At 40.7% G+C, this 19,949-nt stretch carries 14 protein-coding genes; 5 read left to right on the top strand and 9 right to left on the bottom strand.

Annotated features, from left to right (window positions below):
- Nucleotides 1-51: 51 nt before the first annotated feature.
- From FIS9605_RS0106405 to lepB, 6 genes are all read right to left on the bottom strand, one after another.
- Complete coding sequence (locus FIS9605_RS0106405) at nt 52-1,782, bottom strand: R3H domain-containing nucleic acid-binding protein (RefSeq protein ID WP_026731849.1); 1,731 nt, start codon at nt 1,780-1,782, stop codon at nt 52-54.
- A 69-nt stretch (nt 1,783-1,851) separates the two neighbouring features.
- The gene (gene ldpA / locus FIS9605_RS0106400) at nt 1,852-3,027 is read right to left on the bottom strand and encodes a circadian clock protein LdpA (RefSeq protein WP_026731848.1); all 1,176 of its coding nucleotides are present in this window, start codon (nt 3,025-3,027) and stop codon (nt 1,852-1,854) included.
- 44 nt (nt 3,028-3,071) lie between these two features.
- The gene (locus tag FIS9605_RS0106395) at nt 3,072-4,502 is read right to left on the bottom strand and encodes a hybrid sensor histidine kinase/response regulator (RefSeq protein ID WP_026731847.1); all 1,431 of its coding nucleotides are present in this window, start codon (nt 4,500-4,502) and stop codon (nt 3,072-3,074) included.
- A gap of 124 nt (nt 4,503-4,626) precedes the next feature.
- Complete coding sequence (locus FIS9605_RS36395) at nt 4,627-5,679, bottom strand: diguanylate cyclase domain-containing protein (RefSeq protein ID WP_035139428.1); 1,053 nt, start codon at nt 5,677-5,679, stop codon at nt 4,627-4,629.
- Nucleotides 5,680-5,707: 28 nt separating this feature from the next.
- The gene (locus tag FIS9605_RS0106385) at nt 5,708-7,552 is read right to left on the bottom strand and encodes a GGDEF/EAL domain-containing response regulator (RefSeq protein ID WP_026731846.1); all 1,845 of its coding nucleotides are present in this window, start codon (nt 7,550-7,552) and stop codon (nt 5,708-5,710) included.
- 867 nt (nt 7,553-8,419) lie between these two features.
- Nucleotides 8,420-9,061 (bottom strand): signal peptidase I, encoded by a 642-nt coding sequence (gene lepB / locus FIS9605_RS0106380; protein WP_026731845.1) that lies wholly within the window; start codon nt 9,059-9,061, stop codon nt 8,420-8,422.
- 412 nt (nt 9,062-9,473) lie between these two features.
- On the opposite strand from lepB, the gene FIS9605_RS0106370 reads away from it, so the two are divergent.
- The gene (locus FIS9605_RS0106370; protein WP_026731844.1) at nt 9,474-10,799 is read left to right on the top strand and encodes a dihydroorotase; all 1,326 of its coding nucleotides are present in this window, start codon (nt 9,474-9,476) and stop codon (nt 10,797-10,799) included.
- 254 nt (nt 10,800-11,053) lie between these two features.
- Here the strand turns inward: FIS9605_RS0106370 and tsaE are convergent, their stop codons facing one another.
- Together tsaE and FIS9605_RS0106360 are read right to left on the bottom strand one after the other, a co-directional pair.
- Nucleotides 11,054-11,530 carry a tRNA (adenosine(37)-N6)-threonylcarbamoyltransferase complex ATPase subunit type 1 TsaE gene (gene tsaE, locus FIS9605_RS0106365; RefSeq protein ID WP_026731843.1) on the bottom strand — a complete coding sequence of 159 codons (477 nt, stop codon included), beginning with the start codon at nt 11,528-11,530 and terminating at the stop codon, nt 11,054-11,056.
- Nucleotides 11,531-11,702: 172 nt separating this feature from the next.
- Nucleotides 11,703-13,073 (bottom strand): gluconeogenesis factor YvcK family protein, encoded by a 1,371-nt coding sequence (locus tag FIS9605_RS0106360; RefSeq protein WP_026731842.1) that lies wholly within the window; start codon nt 13,071-13,073, stop codon nt 11,703-11,705.
- A 188-nt stretch (nt 13,074-13,261) separates the two neighbouring features.
- Here FIS9605_RS0106360 and ruvC point away from each other — a divergent pair, with 188 nt between their 5' ends.
- From ruvC to FIS9605_RS0106345, 3 genes are all read left to right on the top strand, one after another.
- Nucleotides 13,262-13,753 carry a crossover junction endodeoxyribonuclease RuvC gene (ruvC, locus tag FIS9605_RS0106355; protein ID WP_026731841.1) on the top strand — a complete coding sequence of 164 codons (492 nt, stop codon included), beginning with the start codon at nt 13,262-13,264 and terminating at the stop codon, nt 13,751-13,753.
- A gap of 459 nt (nt 13,754-14,212) precedes the next feature.
- A complete protein-coding gene (locus FIS9605_RS0106350) occupies nt 14,213-14,776 on the top strand; it encodes a ferric reductase-like transmembrane domain-containing protein (RefSeq protein WP_026731840.1) in 564 nt (187 codons plus the stop codon).
- Between the two features lie 371 nt (nt 14,777-15,147).
- Nucleotides 15,148-16,071, top strand: coding sequence for a WD40 repeat domain-containing protein (locus tag FIS9605_RS0106345; protein WP_231510252.1), 924 nt, complete (start codon nt 15,148-15,150; stop codon nt 16,069-16,071).
- 138 nt (nt 16,072-16,209) lie between these two features.
- Here the strand turns inward: FIS9605_RS0106345 and FIS9605_RS0106340 are convergent, their stop codons facing one another.
- Nucleotides 16,210-18,225: a cytochrome c peroxidase gene (locus tag FIS9605_RS0106340; RefSeq protein WP_035139425.1), complete on the bottom strand. Its 2,016-nt coding sequence runs from the start codon at nt 18,223-18,225 to the stop codon at nt 16,210-16,212.
- A 233-nt stretch (nt 18,226-18,458) separates the two neighbouring features.
- Between FIS9605_RS0106340 and FIS9605_RS42450 the strand changes: the two genes are divergently transcribed.
- The gene (locus FIS9605_RS42450; protein WP_155960368.1) at nt 18,459-18,641 is read left to right on the top strand and encodes a hypothetical protein; all 183 of its coding nucleotides are present in this window, start codon (nt 18,459-18,461) and stop codon (nt 18,639-18,641) included.
- Nucleotides 18,642-19,949: the final 1,308 nt, after the last annotated feature.

Below are 19,949 nucleotides of genomic sequence, written 5' to 3'. Positions count from 1 at the left end.
TAAAAAAGTTCTCCCCCTCTCCGTTCACGGAGAGGGGGTTAGGGGGTGAGGTTACGCCGGATAAATCCGCAAGCGCCGATTTGGTTCTTCCCCAAAGCTATGGGACTTCAAGCGGTAGTGTTCCACCAACTCGTGTTGCATCTTCCGCACTTGGGGCGATCGCGGCAACAATTCCACAGGCTGTCCTTTGGGAATGACAATCTGCTCAACTGCAAGTCTAGCTTCCTCCAAAGCATCAATCTCATCATCGCTGGCGCTGTGGAGAAATAGTTGCAGTTCGCGATCGTCAGTAATTTCCGGATCGTCTATGTTCAGCAATCGCCGCAAGCTACGGGTAATTTGCGGAATTGTACTGGATTTAATCATGTGAATCGGCACTTGTCGAGCTTTTGCCATTTGCCGCAATTTAGCGTGGTTTTTGACGTGCGATCGCAGTGCCAAAATTGCATCAGCACTATCAATATCTTTTGTCAATACCACTGGCAAATTCAGCACCTCAATTACTTGTTCTAATTGACTGCGGCTGACACCATAAGGGTAAACGTGCAGTGGCAAATCTTCGCCGTTAGGCCCTGCCAGTCTGGTATCAACGTCATTAAAGCTGTCAAAGTGATTTAACGATTCATCCAGCAAGCGGTCAAACTCACTGTGCCTAGAAAGCTTTGGCGGCTCTGCTGTGGGCGGCAATGGTAGCATTTGCCCCGATGAACGCCAGCCGTTAGACTGTCGTGCTGGTGCAAAAGATTCTTCTTTGCCCAGGCTTTGGGAGCGACCGTTGAGAGCAGTTAACTGGCGTGTAATCTTGACTTTACCGTCTTCATCAACAGTTCTGACTTGCGGGCTAGGCTGATGCCCTCTCAGCAGAGTATCGACTGTGTCAGCAACACTTTCGTGGACTACCCAGCGTTGCCGTTCCAGCATTTCCACAGCAATTTCAAAGGTAGGAGGAGCTTTGCGTTCTAAAACGGTTTTTTGACTGCCCCGTCGTCTGGCTTCATCATCTCCCAACGTCACAGCTTGGATACCACCAACCAAATCGGAAAGGGTGGGGTTTTTGATTAAGTTTTCAATTTGGTTGCCGTGGGCAGTACCTACCAACTGCACACCCCGTTCCGCAATCGTACGAGCTGCCAAAGCTTCCAGTTCCGTGCCAATTTCATCAATGACGATGACTTCTGGCATATGGTTTTCCACTGCCTCAATCATCACCTGATGCTGCAATTCCGGATGAGCTACTTGCATCCGTCTTGCCTTACCAATTGCCGGGTGGGGAACGTCGCCATCGCCCGCGATTTCGTTAGAGGTATCAATAATCACTACTCGCTTGTTCAAATCATCCGCCAAAACACGGGCTATTTCCCGCAAGGCAGTGGTTTTACCCACACCTGGGCGTCCCAGCATGAGAATCGATTTACCAGTTTCTACTAAATCGCGGATCATGCCAATGGTTCCAAACACCGCCCGACCAACGCGGCAAGTTAAGCCAATTATCTTGCCGTTGCGGTTGCGGATAGCGCTGATCCGGTGCAGAGTTTGCTCTATTCCTGCTCGATTATCTCCGCCGAAGCTTCCCACTCGCTTGATGCAATCATCTATTACTTCCTGAGTAACGGGCGCGTCGCTCAGATACTCAGCTTGATGGGGAAAGCGAGCCTCTGGGCGACGGCCCAGATCCAAGACCACTTCAACTAAACTATCTCGTTGGGGATGCTTCTCTAATTTTTGCCGCAGGTCTTGGGGCAAAATATCTAACAACTTTTGGAGATCGTCTGTAATCGTCATGCTTATTATGGTGACGTTTTTAGAGATAGCGAACTTGCTTGTACGGGCAAGGCACTGCCTTTGCCCCTACTACTGCTGTGACTTGAGCTGGGAAACGAGAGAATGGGCAAGCCCAACAGCTTGCCAGAGCAATTCTGGTTCCTCTTCTAGGCGGACAGTTGTTTTGACACTGGCGTCATTCACCTCCCTTGCTTCTAACTGCTCAAGAATTGGTGACAGCAATACACGGGCGTAGCTGCCATAGGCTACTCCAGAAATGGAAGACGCGGAGAATGGGAGACGCGGTGACGCGGAGAGGGAATTTGAGGAACAATTCCCTCCGTCCTCGTGTCCTCGCGTCCCCGTGTCCTTCCCGTTGCCTAGCAGTCCCATTGCCCTTAACTTGGCAACAGTGTAGCTATTAGTGCCACCTGCTAACTGCACGTATCCCGGTAATTTAGCTGCCAAAACTTTTTGCCCTAATTTCACCGTGGCTAAAGTGGTGCCATCACCTATATCACCACTCATCGGACGGCCGTCGGTTTGCCAAATTAGAGCACAATTACATGGGGCGATCGCGTCATACAAGGCGTGCAGGTAATCAATCATACCTTCGCCATCGGGACAGCTAATCGCTACTAACTTCAAGCGTTCAGTCCACGGTGAAATTGCTTGCCACAATCGCCGAAATTCTGTCAAACGCCCTACTTTAGTATGTATTTCTACAGCATCAACCCCAGTTGACAGGATCAATGGTGCGATCGCTTCTGGTGTTGATACATAGGATGATGTATAAATTATATCATATGGACAAGCTGGAATGCAACGACCACAGCCGTAGCATTTTTCGGAAATGACTCCTGAAAAATCCTCTTGTATATTGCTAAATTTAATTGCCCGTGCTGGACAAATTCTTTCGCATGGTCGGTGGCAATCTGGGGGACACTCTGTTGAGTCAAACTTTGCTTTGCGAAAATGCGGATCTTCACCATCGTTGAGGCTAACCATCAAAAACGGTGATTTTCCTGTGTTGCCAAAGCCTCGCTCTTTGGCATCCTTAGCAAATTTGGTAGCAACTTGTAGCGCCTCTCTCGCTGCGGCGATTACAGCTGGATCGGCAGCCACATCTATGCAGTCAGCGCCAGCCAAAGTGTAGGCTAATGTTAAACTTCTGACCGCAGGCAGATGCTGGAAGCTGGCTCCGCAGATGAGCTTGAACCAGTGACCTTCTTTTAGAGATAGTAATGGGTCGAGGTGATCAGTCACATTTCTATTATGCTACGTGACTGAAAAATGTTGGAAGTAATTGCTCAATTTAATTGAGGTTGTTCCAAAGGAATTTCAATGGTAAAATTGGCTCCTTGTCCGGGTGATGAGGTGCAAGTGAGCTTGCCTTGATGTTTTTGCACTACAATTTGATAACTAATCGATAATCCCAGTCCACTGCCTTTGCCTACAGGCTTTGTGGTAAAAAATGGGTCAAACACTCGCGATCGCACCGACTCATCTATACCGGAACCATTGTCGGCTATACAAATCTTTACAGTATCTGAGTCTGTTAGCATCGTGCGAATGTGAATTTGGGGTTTAGTCAAGAGGAGCCAGCGCGTTGCGGAGGTTCCCTCCGTTGTAGCGACTGGCGTTCCAGAGTCCATAGTCAATAGTTCGGGGATTTTGACTATTGACTCTTGACTATTGAACGGCAGGTGCTTTATGCCGGGAGACCCGTCCACCGCACTGCCTCCTCTTGACTCATCCAAAGCATCGATCGCATTGTTCAACAGATGCATAAAAACCTGGTTGAGTTCACTGACATAACAGCTAACTAGGGGTAAGTTGCCGTATTCTTTCACTACCTCAATAGCAGGACGATTTGGTGTTTCCCTTAGCCGATGTTGCAACATTACCAGGGTGCTGTCTATACCTACATGGATATCAACCTGCTTCATCTCGGCTTCGTCGAGACGGGAGAAGTTTTGTAGTGCCTGAACAATAGAACGGATGCGATCAGATCCTCTGTACATCGCACCCATGAGGTTTTGCAGATCGTTAATCAAAAAATTCAGGTCTATCTCTTTGACGATTGTTTGAATTTTTGGTGTCGGATTTGGATATTCCTGCTGATATACCTCAATTAAATTCACTAAGTCTCGCACGTATTGACTGGCATATTCGAGATTACCATAGATAAAACTGATTGGATTGTTCACTTCATGGGCAATTCCTGCTACTAAATTTCCTAGTGCTACCATTTTTTCGCTTTGAATTCTTTGGACTTGAGCAGCCTTCAATTCATCAAGAGTTTCTTGTAATAAAAAATTTTTTTCTTGCAGTTTATTTTGTAACAAGCGTAAATTGATTTGATTTTCTATTCGCAATATAACTTCTGCACCATGAAAAGGTTTAGTGATATAGTCTACTCCACCCACATCAAAGGCTTTGACTTTATCCAAAACATCATCAAGAGCGCTAATAAAAATGACTGGAACTTGGCAAGTCTTACGATCGGCTTTCAGTTGTCTGCAAACTTCATAGCCATCCATTCCTGGCATGTTAATATCTAGCAAAATCACATCTGGTAATACCATTTGACAAGCGGTAAGCGCCATTTTCCCGTTTAATGCCTTGCGAACTTCATAACCTTGTGCAGTCAACATTGCTGACAAAAGACGCAAGTTATCTGGTGTATCATCAACAACCAAAATATTTCCTTGGTAATCTTTCTCTTGATTGAAATGCATTTTAGTAATATGTAAATTTATTTTTTAAAACTATTTTGATAGTGATCAAAATCAATTTTTGCCTTGATTAATTTCTCAAATATATTAGTTTTCTCACATTTATTTTTTTCTCAGAAGGGTTTTATCATAGTAAATAATGACTGGAAAAAGATATGTAAGCACAGTAATTATTACGTCCTTGTTGTTTAGCTTGATACAATGCTTGGTCGCTAGCTGCAATTAAAGTATCTGGTGAATATTGATGACTGGGTAGACAAACCGCAATACCAATACTTAATGTTAGATATTCACTTACAAAAGATGCAGAATGAGCTATTTTTAGTTCTTGTACTTGCAATTGAATATTTTCGGTTACTCGCATGGCTCCAGAAAAATTTGTGTTTGGTAAGATCACAGCAAACTCTTCTCCTCCGTAGCGAGCTACTAAGTCTGCTGGACGCCTAACTGCACTTTTAATTGCTTTGGCTACATGTGTTAAACAAGTATCACCAGCTACATGACCGTAAGTATCATTATATAATTTGAAATAGTCGATATCGCATAACATAAATGCTAGAGGAGTTTGCTCTCTGGCTGAGCGTTGCCACTCTCTTTGCAAGTAATCATCTAAGTAACGACGGTTAGCAACCTCTGTTAAACTGTCTAACAAAGCCATTGCTTGCAATTTTTCGTTAACTTCTTGCAGAGTTATTTCTGTATTGCGGCGTTTTTCAATTTCCAATCGCAATAACGAATTTTGCTCTAAAAGTTTTTGGTTAGTTTCTTGAAGTTGCATTTGTAGGCGCTGGATAGTTAGTTGATTCTGCACTCGCACTACTACTTCTTCAAACTGAAAAGGCTTGGTAATGTAGTCTACGCCACCCATTTTAATTCCTTTTACTTTGTCTGTAACATCATCTAAGATGCTGATAAAAATCACAGGAATATTACATGTTTGTGGGTTAGATTTTAGACGTTGACATACTTCATAGCCGCTAATATCTGGCATATTAATATCTAGCAAGATTAAATCTGGTGCTAGAGTTTGACAGGCAATCAAAGCCATTTGCCCGTTTAAAGCTTTACGAACTTGATAACCTTCTTCAGTAAGTATAGTAGATAACACACGCAGATTATCTAGCTGATCGTCAACGATGAGAATGTTACCTTGATTGGCAGATGCTGGCTCTTGATTCATTGCTGTTACCCCAGTGAAAGCTTGATATTTACCATTGAGGTGCAGTAGCAATTAAGTTTAAAACTAATTCTGGTTCTATGGCACCAGAAAACAAAAGTCCTTGAGCAAAATCACAGTTTAAATTTTTCAGTTGAGTTAACTGGTGTTGGGTTTCGACACCTTCAGCAATTACTATCATCCCCATCGAATGAGCAATGCCAATAATTGCTGGTACTAATCCCATACTCTGTTGATTTTCCTGCATACGTTTGACAAATGACTTATCAATTTTGAGGGTGTTTAAAGGAAAGCTATGCAGGTAGCTTAAAGAGGAATAGCCAGTGCCAAAGTCATCCATAACTAATTTTATTTTTCGCTCTTTTAGTTCATAAAGAATAGTTTTGATAACATCACTATTTTCTATAAGTAAACTTTCAGTAATTTCTAGCTCTAAATTGGCAGGATTTATTTTAGTTTCATCAAGGATTTGGTCGATTTCAGCGAGAAAATTAGGTAGAGAAAACAAACGTGGTGAAAGATTGACACTAATAGTCAGGCTATTCAGGTTTTTGTTTGTAGCTGGATGATTTTGCAACAGACGTAAAGTCTGGCAAGCTGATTGCAATACCCAGATGTTGATATGATTAATTAAACCTGTTTCTTCTGCTATAGGAATAAATGCTGTAGGATAAACTAGTCCTTTTGTCGGATGCTGCCAACGGATCAGGGCTTCAAATCCAGCGATCGCACCTGTAGTTATACAAATGATCGGTTGATAGTGAACTACAAATTCTTGGCGTTCAACTGCTCTTCTCAGATCATTTTCTAACTCTAAAAGCTGAGAAACTTCCTGATGCATAGCAGGGTCGAAGACATGATATCTAGCTTTTCCTAGAGCCTTAGCACGATACATTGCCGTGTCAGCATCTCTTAGCAAGTACTCTGATTTTTCATAGTTATGATTGCCCCAATTAATCCCAATACTCGCATTAATAAATACTTCATATCTGAACAACTTAAAAGGCTGTGATAATTTTTTGAGAATACATTCGGCTACTTCGATTGCAGTGCTGATATCTGTGATGTTTTCTAAAAGAATAGCAAATTCATCGCCACCAAATCTTGCTAAAGAATCAAATGGGCTTAAAGATGCTTGCAAGCGATGAGCGATCGCTATTAGCAATTCATCTCCTACTAAGTGACCAAGAGAATTATTCACGACTTTGAAGCGATCGCAGTCTAAAAACAGAACAGCAAAGTGATAATCAGATTCTAGCTTGGCACGATTGAGAGCTTGTTCTAGTCGCTTGATAAATAAAACTCGGTTAGGTAATCCGGTCAGCGAATCATGCAATGCTATATCTAGCAATTTAGTTTGTAGTTGCTGACGTTGATTAATTTCTTGTTGGAGTTTATAGAGAGCTTTTTCTAGCTGCGAAGTCCGTTCTTTGACTCTATTTTCTAATTCGGCGTTGAGTTTAAAAATTTCTAGTCGTGCAGTCCTCAACGCCAGTTGATTTTCCACACGCACCAAAACTTCTTCAAATTCAAAAGGTTTTGTGATGTAGTCTACCCCACCTACCTGAAAAGCTTTTACTTTATCAAAAACATCTTCTAAAGCGCTAATAAAAATTACTGGAATATCGGCAGTTAGCCTACAAGCTTTCAAACGCCGGCAAATTTCATAACCATCAACCTCTGGAATCATAATGTCTAGTAAAATCAGATCTGGTAATAATGTTTGGCAAGCAGTAAGTGCCATGTGCCAGTTCAATGCTTTGCGAACGCCATAACCTTCCCTTGTCAGGAGCGAAGATAAAACTCGCAGATTATCTGGCATATCATCAATAATCAAAATGTCTTTTTTTTCAAAGTATGATCGTTCGTAATTCATTTGTAAAAATATCTGCACAACCGACTTATATAGATTTAGCCTAATTTCTGTCAGTGTTAGGTTTAATGCGATCTGGATACATCTACATTTCACCCCTTTTTGTTGTGTAATAAATTTATGTAGGGTGAAATAATTGTTTGTCATAAATTCATCGCATCATTGAGACTTTGCCTAAGAAATGGAGAATTCTGCTGAGTCGTGATAGAACCTGATTACAACCTGCTACTCAAAAATCCATGAATAACCTTAATAGTTTTGTATAAAAATTGTTTAGTTAAATATACTAGTATTTTTAATCTTGTCATAGCCTTCTATACTTAAGCTTTAAATTCTAGTTATAACACTTAACTTGATTCAGTTAATATGCCAATTTTTCAAAATATTTTAGAAATAAAAGTAAAAATTATTTACTTTATTTAACATTAATATTTAGATTCTCAAAAATTAGCTAGAAATTATTACTTTTTTAGGCTTTGTTTAAAAAAATGATTTTTTTTACAAAAAACTTAAAAAGACTAGCTGTGATTCTAGCTAGTTTAAAAAATATTTTTACTATTTAAATTTTGCACCAGTTGTAAAAAGCTTCTATTAAAACTTTAAGCACCGACGCCGTGCTTCTTACGCCGGTTCCTACAACGCTTAGTTTTAAAGTTCACCACGGAGCATGGGGGTTGGGGGGGAAGCGTTCCAACATATACCCTTACGGGAAGACGCCCTCTGGGCGTCTACAGGAACCTCCGTAACAGACTGGCTTTCCATAAGAAACTCTTGTGCAGGTTTCTCAACCCGCCCGTACGGTGGTTGGTTGTTTAATACTGCTTCTCTAGTTTCCCTTACTCACCCCAATACCTTCTACTTTCTTCTTTCCTAGGGATACAGTGGCGATTGATCGATACTGCCAATGTTATTTAAAGGCCAAAAACGAATTATGGCACGACCAATGATATTTTCACGCGGAACAACACCCCAGCAGCGGCTATCATAGCTGCTATTACGATTATCACCCAATACTAAGTAGGAGTTTGGAGGTATTGTCACTGGTTTGGATAGAAAAGGTGGTTGCGAACCTGACGTGCAAACATCTATTACCGTGCGCTGTGAAGGGGACAAGTACCTTTCTTCTGGGAGGGGCTGGTTATCAATATAAACTCTACCATTTCTTATTTCTACCTTTTCTCCCGGCAAACCAATAATACGCTTAATGAAAGCATCTTGATATTGTTCTTGCTGTAATTCTTTTGTAGGTGAAAAGACTACAATATCCCCTCTTTGTGGATTAGAAAAGTTATAACTCAACTTATCGACAATAATTTTATCTGCCTCCCACTGATTGGGTGAACCATGTAAGGTTGGTTCCATTGAACCAGAAGGAATCCAGCGAGCTTCGGCGACAAAGGTGCGAATACCCAAAGCTAGCACGATGCTTAATACAATAGTTCTACCTAGTTCTGCAATCCAGGAACTATCGGGTTTTTGGCTAGAGTTGTTATCAGACACTTGATTTTGCATGAAGTTACTTGATTAGAGAAGATGCAGCTAGTTAACTCGTCTGCTTGGGGATAGTATATTTTTAATCTTAACTGTACAAATTTACTTTCTAAATGATGTTGTGATCTTGATAGGCTTAATTCATAGTTAAAACGAAAAATTTTTTGTGACGAATATTATGGAAAGTAATCGCTAACAGTCCAATTAAGTTTAACCTAAAGGGATAATTCTTTTTCACTGGGGTTTAAGGTATAAGGGTTTGAGAAAATAAAGGTGTAAGAGTGTATTTTGAATTTGATTTTTCCCTATACTGCCATACCCCAGTACTGCCAAACCCTTATTTTCTTACACCCCCCACTCATTTACACCTCCACACTCCGCCCTCACAGGGTACTGTGTAACAAATAGCTCTTGTCTTAACGCTAGATCATCCATGTCATCTCCTACTAGTTTGCTGATTCGTCGTGCTCGGATAATTTTACCCAATGGAGAATTAATGATTGGGGATGTGCTGACGCGCGATCGCCAGATCGTCGAAGTCGCACCAGAAATATCCACAACAACAGTGCCGATCAAAGAAATTGACGCAGAAGGGTTAACTTTGTTGCCGGGTGTCATCGATCCACAGGTACATTTTCGAGAACCGGGACTAGAACATAAAGAAGACTTGTTCACTGCTACTTGTGCATGTGCCAAAGGTGGAGTCACCTCCTTTTTGGAAATGCCGAATACCCGTCCCCTCACCACAACAGTGCAAGCGCTTGATGATAAATTGCAGCGTGCTCAAAATAAATGTCTTGTCAACTATGGCTTTTTCATTGGGGCGACAGCAGAAAATTTGCCAGATTTGCTCCTGGCTAACCCAACTCCTGGGATCAAAATTTTTATGGGGTCAATGCATGGTCAGTTACTGATAGACCAACAAGAGGTTTTAGAGGCAATATTTGCCAAAGGAAACCGCCTCATTGCTGTTCACGCCGAAGACCAAGCGAGAATCAACCAACGACGCAAGGAATTTGCTGGAATTAGTGATGTAGCAGTTCATTCTCAAATCCAAGATAATCAAGCAGCACTGTTGGCAACTCAGCAAGCATTAAAACTTTCGCAAAAATACCAACGCCGCCTGCATATTCTGCATATGTCTACGGCGGAGGAAGCAGAGTTGCTGCGTCAGCATAAACCGGACTGGGTAACGGCTGAGGTGACACCACAACATTTATTTTTAAATACCAGTGCATATGAAAAGATTGGCACATTGGCACAGATGAATCCGCCTTTGCGATCGCCCCACGACAACGAAGTCCTTTGGCAAGCTTTGCATGACGGTGTCATAGATTTTATTGCTACCGACCATGCACCCCACACCTTAGAAGAAAAAGCGCAACCATACCCTAATAGTCCTTCGGGAATGCCAGGGGTAGAAACTTCTCTACTCTTAATGCTAACAGCAGCGATGCAAGGGCGATGCACTCTTGCCCAAGTTGTTAACTGGATGTCAACCGCTGTGGCTAAAGCATATGGTATTGCTAACAAAGGGGCGATCGCTGTTGGTTATGATGCTGATTTAGTCCTTGTAGATTTAAATACCTATCGTCCAGTTTTACGCGAAGAATTGTTAACCAAATGTGGTTGGAGTCCTTTTGAAGGTTGGAATCTGACTGGATGGCCCACTTACACAATTGTCGGTGGTCAGCTTGTTTACGAAAAAGGCAAGTTGCATACACAAGTGCGGGGACAGGCTTTAACATTTGGTCAATAGTTAATAGTCATTGGTCATTGGTCATTGGTCATTGGTCAATGGCTATTCCCCATTCTCAAAATAGAGAATTAATTAAATATATATATAATATATTCGTTTTATTATTATTTTTGCTTATAAATAATAAACATCGTTTATTTATGTATAAGTTGTGAACTCAGGTTGGGAATACTAAACCTATGGTTAGATAAAACAAGTAATGTTATTTGATACTTCCAGTGAGCGCGGTAGCGGTAGATAGAAATATTGAACATTTAGCTGCGGCAATTATGCCTACAAAAGTTCAAAATTTCTTCGTCAATCGTACAATTACATAGTGTGATTTCGGCTTGACGAATAACGTCATTCCCATTCATCAAATGCAGACTTAAATAACTAGATGGCTTATAGGGCATTCTATCTGCCCATTCAATCGCCACAATTCCGGGCGGAACCTCAACTCCTTCCCAGTAGGTTTCTAAGTTTAATGCTGCCACTTCTTGAGGTTCTAAGCGATATAGATCCAGGTGGTATAGGGGAAGGCGTCCTTGCGTATATTCATTGATGAGGGTGAAAGTAGGACTGACAATTGGTTCGGTAATACCCAAGCCTTCGCCAATACCTTGTACTAGAGTAGTTTTACCAGCGCCTAAATCACCTTCTAGCAAAATAACGCTGCCAGCATTTAGACATTGACCGAGAATGATACCAAGCGATCGTGTCGCCTCTGCATCTTTAAGCGAAATTTTCATAATTAGTCGTCATTAGTCATTGGTCATTAGTTAGTAGTTAGTAGTTAGTAGTTGTAGAGACGTGCCATGGCACGTCTGTACATTGGTTAGTGGTTAGTGGTTAATAATTATTCCCTTACTCCCCGACTCTCCCCATCTCCCCATCTCCCCCTCTCCCCTTCTCCCCCTCTTCTTATTTCACCAGATGCGCTCCACTGTACCACCGCAATAACACTCGCGCTAGTCGTTGTGGATCGTGACGCACGCAACCGGTTTCATCTTCATGCATCACATTAGCTGAAACAACTCTTCGCCCTAATTTGGTTATTTCTTCGCGATCCAAAAAGACAGGATGGGAGTGTTGTTGGGCATAGCGGATGAGGGCGCGGGCAGAAGGGGATTTTTTGTGTACCAGTACGGCATTAAATAAGGGTCTGCCGTTGCAAGCAGCATCAATTGCCCGAATGTGGTCAGCAACGGTATATCCCTGAGTTTCTCCTGGCTGAGTCATGATGTTGCAGACATAGATGCGGGGTGCTTTGGAGGCAGCGATCGCATCAGCAATTTCCGGTACTAACAAGTTAGGAATTACACTAGTGTACAGGCTGCCAGGGCCCATAATCATGTAGTCAGCTTCTTTAATTGCTTTAATTGCCGCAGGCAAAGCTGGAGGATTGGCAGGGGTGCAGCCAATTCTAACAATATTACCTCCTGCTGCGGTTATTTTAGATTCACCTTCAATCCGACGACCATCTGCTAATTCTGCCCACAGGCGAACATCGCTGAGAGTTGCTGGTAAAACTTGTCCTCGGATGGCCAATACTTTAGAACTGGCAGCAACTGCCCGTTCTAAATCTCCGGTAATTTCACTCATAGCCGTCAAGAACAGATTACCAAAGCTGTGACCCGTCAAACCATCGCCAACCTGAAACCGATATTGAAACAGTTCTGTTAATAATTTTTCTTCATCTGCCAGCGCCGCCAAACAATTGCGAATATCCCCCGGTGGCAGGACACCAAATTCTCGCCGCAGACGCCCCGAAGATCCACCATCATCAGCGACAGTGACAATGGCGGTAATATTGGCGCTGTAGTGTTTCAGTCCTCTCAGTAACGTGGAAAGCCCCGTACCGCCACCAATGACGACAATTTTCGGACCTCGATATAATCGGCGATGTGCCAGCAGCACGTCTACTAGTTCTTCATCGCCTTCTGGTCTTAGCACCTCAGTAATTGAACCGACCGTGCGGGTTTGTCCCCAAAGCAGCAACAGTAACCCGAACAGCAGAACTAAAGGTCCACTGATATAGTTGGGTATGATGTCAGTGATTGTTCCTAGAAAACCTCTCAGCAACTCTAGCGCCCAAAAAATCGGTGTTAGCTTAATCCAAATTGCTAACCCCAGACACGCTAGCACCACGCCCCCAACACTAATCAACAACCAGCGTTTTACCGATAGTCCGGGGGCCAACCACTTGAACCACTGGTTAACCCGATGAGGAGTGCGACGGCGCGACTGCTGTTGCAAAGTGTGAAGGGCTTGCCTGAGAAAACCAATTGACATACCTAAAAAAGGAGCAGTGCTAAAAACAATTATTAACAGAAAATTTACACTACCGGGTTTTTACCCCAAGTGTGGAATTATTACATTTTTTAATTTCATTAGACCAAAAGCGCTAAAGCAAAGTTGCCAATATGGCTTCTAACATACCATCTGGTTAAGTAAATCTAAGTTAAGTAAATCTAAATTGAATGGAAAAGCGAATTTTAGGATTAGATCCAGGGCTAGCTACCCTAGGATTCGGAGCAATTATCTGCCACCAGAAGCAAGCCCAACAACGAGACACATCAGTAAATTTGCTAGATTTTGGTGTTATCACTACATCGGCAGATGCAGAAATGGGACAACGGCTGCGTACCTTATACGAAGATTTGCATACCTTGATGGAGGAGTTGCAACCCGACTTGGTAGCGATCGAGAAATTATTTTTTTATCGTATGGGAAATACTATCTTAGTTGCTCAAGCACGGGGTGTCATTATGTTGGTCTTGGCGCAGCACAATCTTGCATACGTGGAATTTACTCCTGCCCAAATTAAACAAGCGTTGACAGGGTATGGCAATGCTGAAAAATATGAAGTCCAACAAGCTGTAGCGCGAGAGCTAGATTTAGATTACATTCCCCATCCAGATGATGCCGCAGATGCTTTGGCAGTAGCGTTGACAGCGTGGTTTCAGTATTAGTGTTGAACACTGAGAATAAAGTTATTAATCCGTCTCTATTTACTAGCGTTACAGCTAGTGAGAGCAGAAACAAGGACAAAGGAATTGCTATTCCTATCAAAGGATAGGTGATTGAAAACAGATTTTACATCTCATATAACAGGATATTGTAAGGAGTTTTAAACCTTAAAAAGGTTTTCATAAAAGTTAATAATAAGTCAAGCTATAAAAGCAAACTTAGGAAGAAAAGTTTATTTTTTAATGAAACTTTTTTCATAGTATTTTGCATAAATAATTTCTCATATTTATGCTGAAAATTTTTATTTAATTTTAAATATAAAAATCCCCTTTATATATCCTTTCCATAAAGGAATATATAAAATCAAACTTTATATTTATAAATTAGCAGAATATTTCTTGAAATTTGTCACTATATTATAGCTCTCTTAGAATACAATCTTAGTATTATTTGAAAATAATATGTGGAAATTTAATACAGCTAGCACTGCAAATATACTAGGATTTTTAGCTTTATCTAGTTATATTTTTACTTTACTTCCTACTTGCTTAAGAGTCGTTTTTCCACCTCTTAGGAAAACAAAATTACCGGTTGTTTTATTGAAGTTTAGACGTCAATTAGGTATTTTGGCATTTCTATTAGCTCTTGGTCATGCTTGGATATTGATAAATAAAAGAGATTTAGATTTTCTTGATTTAAAAACTTACGAAATATATGTACAAGGAATTTCAACATTTCTGATATTCACACTTTTAGCTGCTACATCTAATGACTGGAGTGTGAAGAAGCTAAAGAAAAATTGGCGTAGATTACACCAGTTAACATACTTAGCAATGTTTTTATTAGCTTGGCATATTTATGACAAAATGTTTGGTCAGTGGAGTTTTGTAACTCCACTGGCCATTATTGGTCTTTTAACAACAATTATTTTATTTTTAACAAGACGATATTTGGAATGGCAAGAGGTAAACATTAAAGAAGATAAATCTTACGTATCTGCTGCAAAAATTAAAATAATTGATTAAAATTTAAAAAATTTATTTTTGCCAATATAGTACTATACAAGTTGTTATTTTACTTTAGCATGTTTGTAATTGTTGGGGTAAATTAACTTATCCTTATTCTAAGTAACAAATTGCATAAATTCATAGCCAGAATTTTGCACCAAGACTCTGGGAGCCTTTGCGTTAGATATCGCTACTCTTTTAATGACATCTGAATAAATGAAAACTAAAGATAAATCTGCTATTGCTTTAGTTCCACAATATTTTTCTATTTAAGTAACTTGCTAAATAACTTATTAACTATGGCTCGTTCAAAGATTAAAACTTTTATAAAAAATCATAAATTTTCACTATTGTTCATATTTCTTGTCTTTGTCTTTATCAAACTCGATTTGTTCAATAAAATCACTTTAAATTTTCCAAAAAGCTCAAATCGAGATGCGCGTACTTTAGATACTAATTCTATATGGATTTATTCAATTGCTATCAGTCCTAATGGGCAAACACTTGCTAGCGGTGGTTATGACAAGAGTATCAAAATTTGGAATTTAAGTACTGGAAAATTAATTAATACTTTTAGGGGACATGGAAATACAGTAGATTCTGTTGCTATTAGTCACAATGGAGCAATTCTTGCTAGTGGTAGTTGGGATCATCAAATCAAATTATGGAATCTAAAAACAGGTAAACTTATCCGTACTTTGTCTGGACATACCGACGATGTTAAGTCTGTAGCCTTCAGTCCGGATGGAAAAACTTTAGGTAGTGGTAGCTGGGACAATACGGTTCAGCTTTGGAATCTAGAGACTGGAGCGAAGCTTCACACTTTCAAACATTTAAATGCAGTCAGAACAGTTGCCATAAGCCCAGATGGGCAAATTCTTGCAAGTGGTTGTGAAGACGGAAAAATAATGATTTGGCAATTGAGTAATACTCAAATGAGGATTCCTTTAGCAGCTCATGACAAGGCAGTTTTCTCTTTAGCTTTTAGTTCCGATGGACAAACGTTAGCAAGTGGTAGTAAAGACCAAACAATTAAATTGTGGAATATAAAGACTGGGCAGTTGCTTCGCACTTTCAAAGGACATCATCAAGCAGTTTATTCTGTGGCTTTTAGTCCCGACGGACAGAATGTTGCTAGTGGTAGTTACGATCAAACGATTAAGTTGTGGAATACACAGACTGGGCAATTGCTTCGCACCTTCAAAGGGCATAACAAGGCAGTTCGGTCTGTGGTTTTCAGTCTCAATGGGCAGAATCTTATTAGTGGTAGTACAGATGATACTATCAAGATTTGGCAGTTATCTTTCAAGTAAAAGCGTATGTAGACGCGTACGCCGCGAGGGTTTGGTGCAGGGTAATCCGTATTGAATAATAAATAAAAAAACCCTTACATGATAAGGGTTTTGAGATATAAACACAAACGAATATTAATGGATCAAGTGGTCAAATAATTACCTCGTTTCCAGGAAATTTGGATGGCCATTACTGCCGTTACGACCAACAGCAGGGAGTTCCAGAAATTCATCTGTAGCTTTTCCAGTGCCGTCATCTGTAACAGACGTCTGATCGCCTTGATGTCCATTGGTGAGAAATAATTGTGGGTGGTCAAAAGGTGCTTTCTCCAAGCGGACTCGCTCATCAGTTAGCGCTTTCATGAAGGCTATTATATCCTGTTTATCCTGTGCACTCATGTTAAGCACTGGCAGAACACCAGGAAAGTCTCCTTCGCGAAAGTCTCCGCCACGACTGTAGAAATCTAACACTTGTTCCAGGGTCAACTGTCCACCGTTATGGAAGTAAGGCGCAGTCAGTTCTACATTTCGTAGTGTGGGTACCTTGAAGGCTCCTTCTACACCTATGTTATCTTCACCGGTAGGGATAACTGGTGGATCTTCGCCAAGTATTTGCCTGAATGTCCCGTTAAGCGCTAGCCGAGTTTCTGCAAGCGGATTGCCAAAAGGATCGTCACCACCAACACCACGATCTTCACTAGCAGGTCTAACACCGTTATTCAGGAAGCCAACGTCTTCGATAGGTTGTTGACCAAATAATGCAGCGGCAATACGTCCTTGTTCACCGATGTGAACAACCGAAGCAATGGTAAACTCTGCGCCAAAATGGCAACCAATACATCCTTGATCTTGGAAAACCTGCATACCTCGCTGTTGTTGTGCAGTAAGGGCAGTGGTGTTTCCTTCCATAAAGCGATCGAAGGGTGTATCGTCAGAGATGAGTGTGGATTCGTACATCTGAATTGCCAGTCCGAAGAACAACGGGAAGTTGTACTCCATCAGGTTGTACTGGTTCTTTTCTGGTGAATTGGGCCTATCAATAATAGTTCGCGAACCATCAGAATTAACTTGAACCCACTTAGTAGACCTCCACCACTCTGGCTGGAAGGCATCCTTAATCAGTGCTTCGTAGGTATCGGTCTGAAGACCAGGATTGGGGGATCTGCTGTCGGTACCTAAAACACTATCCTCTGGATGGACAAGTTGCTTGCCCAACGGACGAATGGGAAGTAACTTTTTACCTATTTCTCGAGGTGGCTGTGCGCCCGCATCATCGCTGTCAATGTGGACTCGTCCTATTTTGTCACCAATATTCTGTAAGGTGCGACCGTCAGCAGACATCTCAAAAACACTGATTGGTGGAGACAGCGCTTGAGAAGCTAAAGATGAATTCTTCAGGCTGACTTTGACAAGTTCTAGCTGATTAATGTCGTTTGCTTTGCCAACAAAGGCATTGGGATCTCTTGTACCCCAGAGACTTGCACCATTGAAGATGTTCTGTGCTCTTCCATCCCAAAAGTTACGGAAGTTGAAGACCGCATCGATAACGGTTGGCGCGTTGCGTGGCTCGACTCGCCGCACTTTCGTGCCTCCGACGTTAAAGATTGAATCTTCTATTGGATTTACTATGTCCTCCGCCTGACCAGGAACAACATCAACAAACTCAGTATTAAACACCCCATGAGATGAAGCAATATCGTTAGTGTCAAACAAGACCGTACTATTAACGTCATCTGGGTTCGACAGCCTGTGGAATGGGAAATCTTCCGGCTTGAGTTGGTAGTTCGCTCCACCGCCTACTTGGAAAGTTGCATCTTGAACCAGGGGCTCATCAATATTGGCACGCACGACACCAGGATTAATCTGATTTTTGGATCTGCTGTCTGCTCCGGCATGGAAATGACAACTAGCGCAAGCCGTTATGCCATCGCTGGCAACTTGCATATCCCAGAAAAATGATTTTCCTAGCTTAATCGCGGCTGTCCTGTCTCTGATGAAGTCTCCTAGATTGTCAGGCTCTGGAACCGGCACGGTTTTTAGTGAAGCCAAGGCTGGTGCGGGTGTTACCTGTGCCGATACAGTATGTCCACATATGACAGCTAGGGTCACTAATACCGCAATTGTTATAGCCTTTGAATACTTTGATGCTAGTCGTTGGGTAAGGTTTACAAACATAAAGCCCCACCCTCTCCCGATCGCTGAACTTTTGTCACGGGACAATATTCGTCGAAGTATGCCCATTATGACAATTCCTACTTCAAAGTCAAAACCTACATATTTGAAACTGGTTGGAAACCAAAAAACAAACAACAGCAAACGTCTCAATATAGCAATGCTATTTGAGTTGCAAGATTGCTCAAAAGAGCTATCTTGTGTTGTTTGCCGTGTTCAAATCCGGTTGAACACTTGTGATTGCGAAAAAAGCGATCGCACAATCAAGCAATCTCAAACTGTTGCGATTACTACTTTGCGGTCAGCCGCTAACGTGCTTACCTCCACTCAGTAGCGATCGTAATCATTTTGGATCGCTACTTAACCGGACTGGATATCATGTGTCATTTGTCATCACAAGTAAATTACGCCCGATGTGAATTAAAGGTCTCTTATCCTATATAGGTTTCCAGGCTTGTCCGAAATTACGAATTAAAAATCGACGAAATTATGAGGATTACCATACCTTATTCCCTCTAGACGTAAATTTTGACAAATGACGAATAAAAATCCACACCCAACATCTCACAAAATGAATCTAATTACTACATATATAATAAAAATTTATTTTAAATGTGTATAAAAACGTCAAACACATAAAGCATAGTTACTGAGGGGTTTTTGTATTTAATTTTTCTTCTGTAGTGGTTAATCTAGAAAAATATGAAAACCGTATGAAAAGAGACTTTGACTATTTTTGGAAATTAAAGATACAAGGTATTTACGGTATAAATTTAAGTTATTTAGATGAAGATGGATAATAAAACTTTTCTTTTTTTTAAACTGATGGTTTAGGATTATTTATCTCTCAAAACATCCCTCTACAGACATATATTAAAATAATAAATAGTAAATTTAGTTATTCCATGTTCCCCCATGTCATAAACATAAACATCTTGCTTAGTCACATTCAGTCTTTTTCCAAGCCAATAACATAGCCTTTCAACAAAGAACAAAAAATTTTATCAAATCCTACTTTTCCTACTTTTCCTACTTTATTTAACTTCAAAATCAAAATATTAATATTGAAACTACTTGCACCACAAAAAATAACAGAAGTTTCAATATAGCTTGAGTTGTAAAATTATTACTTGTTTCTATATTAGTGTATCATTAATCACAACAAATTTTAACAAGTAACAATTCACGATTAATATTCAACTAGCCAATTATTCCAAAAGAAAGATAGACAAAATGAATTGTATAATTGATATACTAAAACCGGGTATTTTCATGTGCCTGCAATCAATTATTTTCTACTATTGAATCTGCATAAAATAGGTATCATGACCCCAAATGATGTAGATAATGGATATTTTCATAATGATTCCAAATAATGTAAATGATGGGTATTCCCATGAAGCTTGCATTGCGCCAAAGAAGAAAAAGTAATTTAGCAAAAATCCTGGCGTCATCAAATCTATCGGTCTAAAATCAATAGAGTTGATGTAAAAAAAATTAAATAATAAGTTAAATTCGCTTACAGCAAGTGTTTCAAGCTATGCTTTGAAATTATTGACTTGAAACTGTCTAGCTGTACGAGCGATTTTTGGCGTTATTAATCGACAACCTAATTAAAGTTATTTAGATCCATAAAATTCCGCAAAGCTTAATTGATAACGCTTTCCCAGGTTAACCTGTATGAATAGTGTCAATCATTTGAACAATAGAAGTTACGTTAATTAAAA

The sequence above is a fragment of the Fischerella sp. PCC 9605 genome (assembly GCF_000517105.1).
GTDB lineage: Bacteria > Cyanobacteriota > Cyanobacteriia > Cyanobacteriales > Nostocaceae > PCC9605.
The sequence above is the reverse complement of the archived record's forward strand: the minus strand, read 5'-3'. Positions and strand labels throughout refer to the sequence as shown.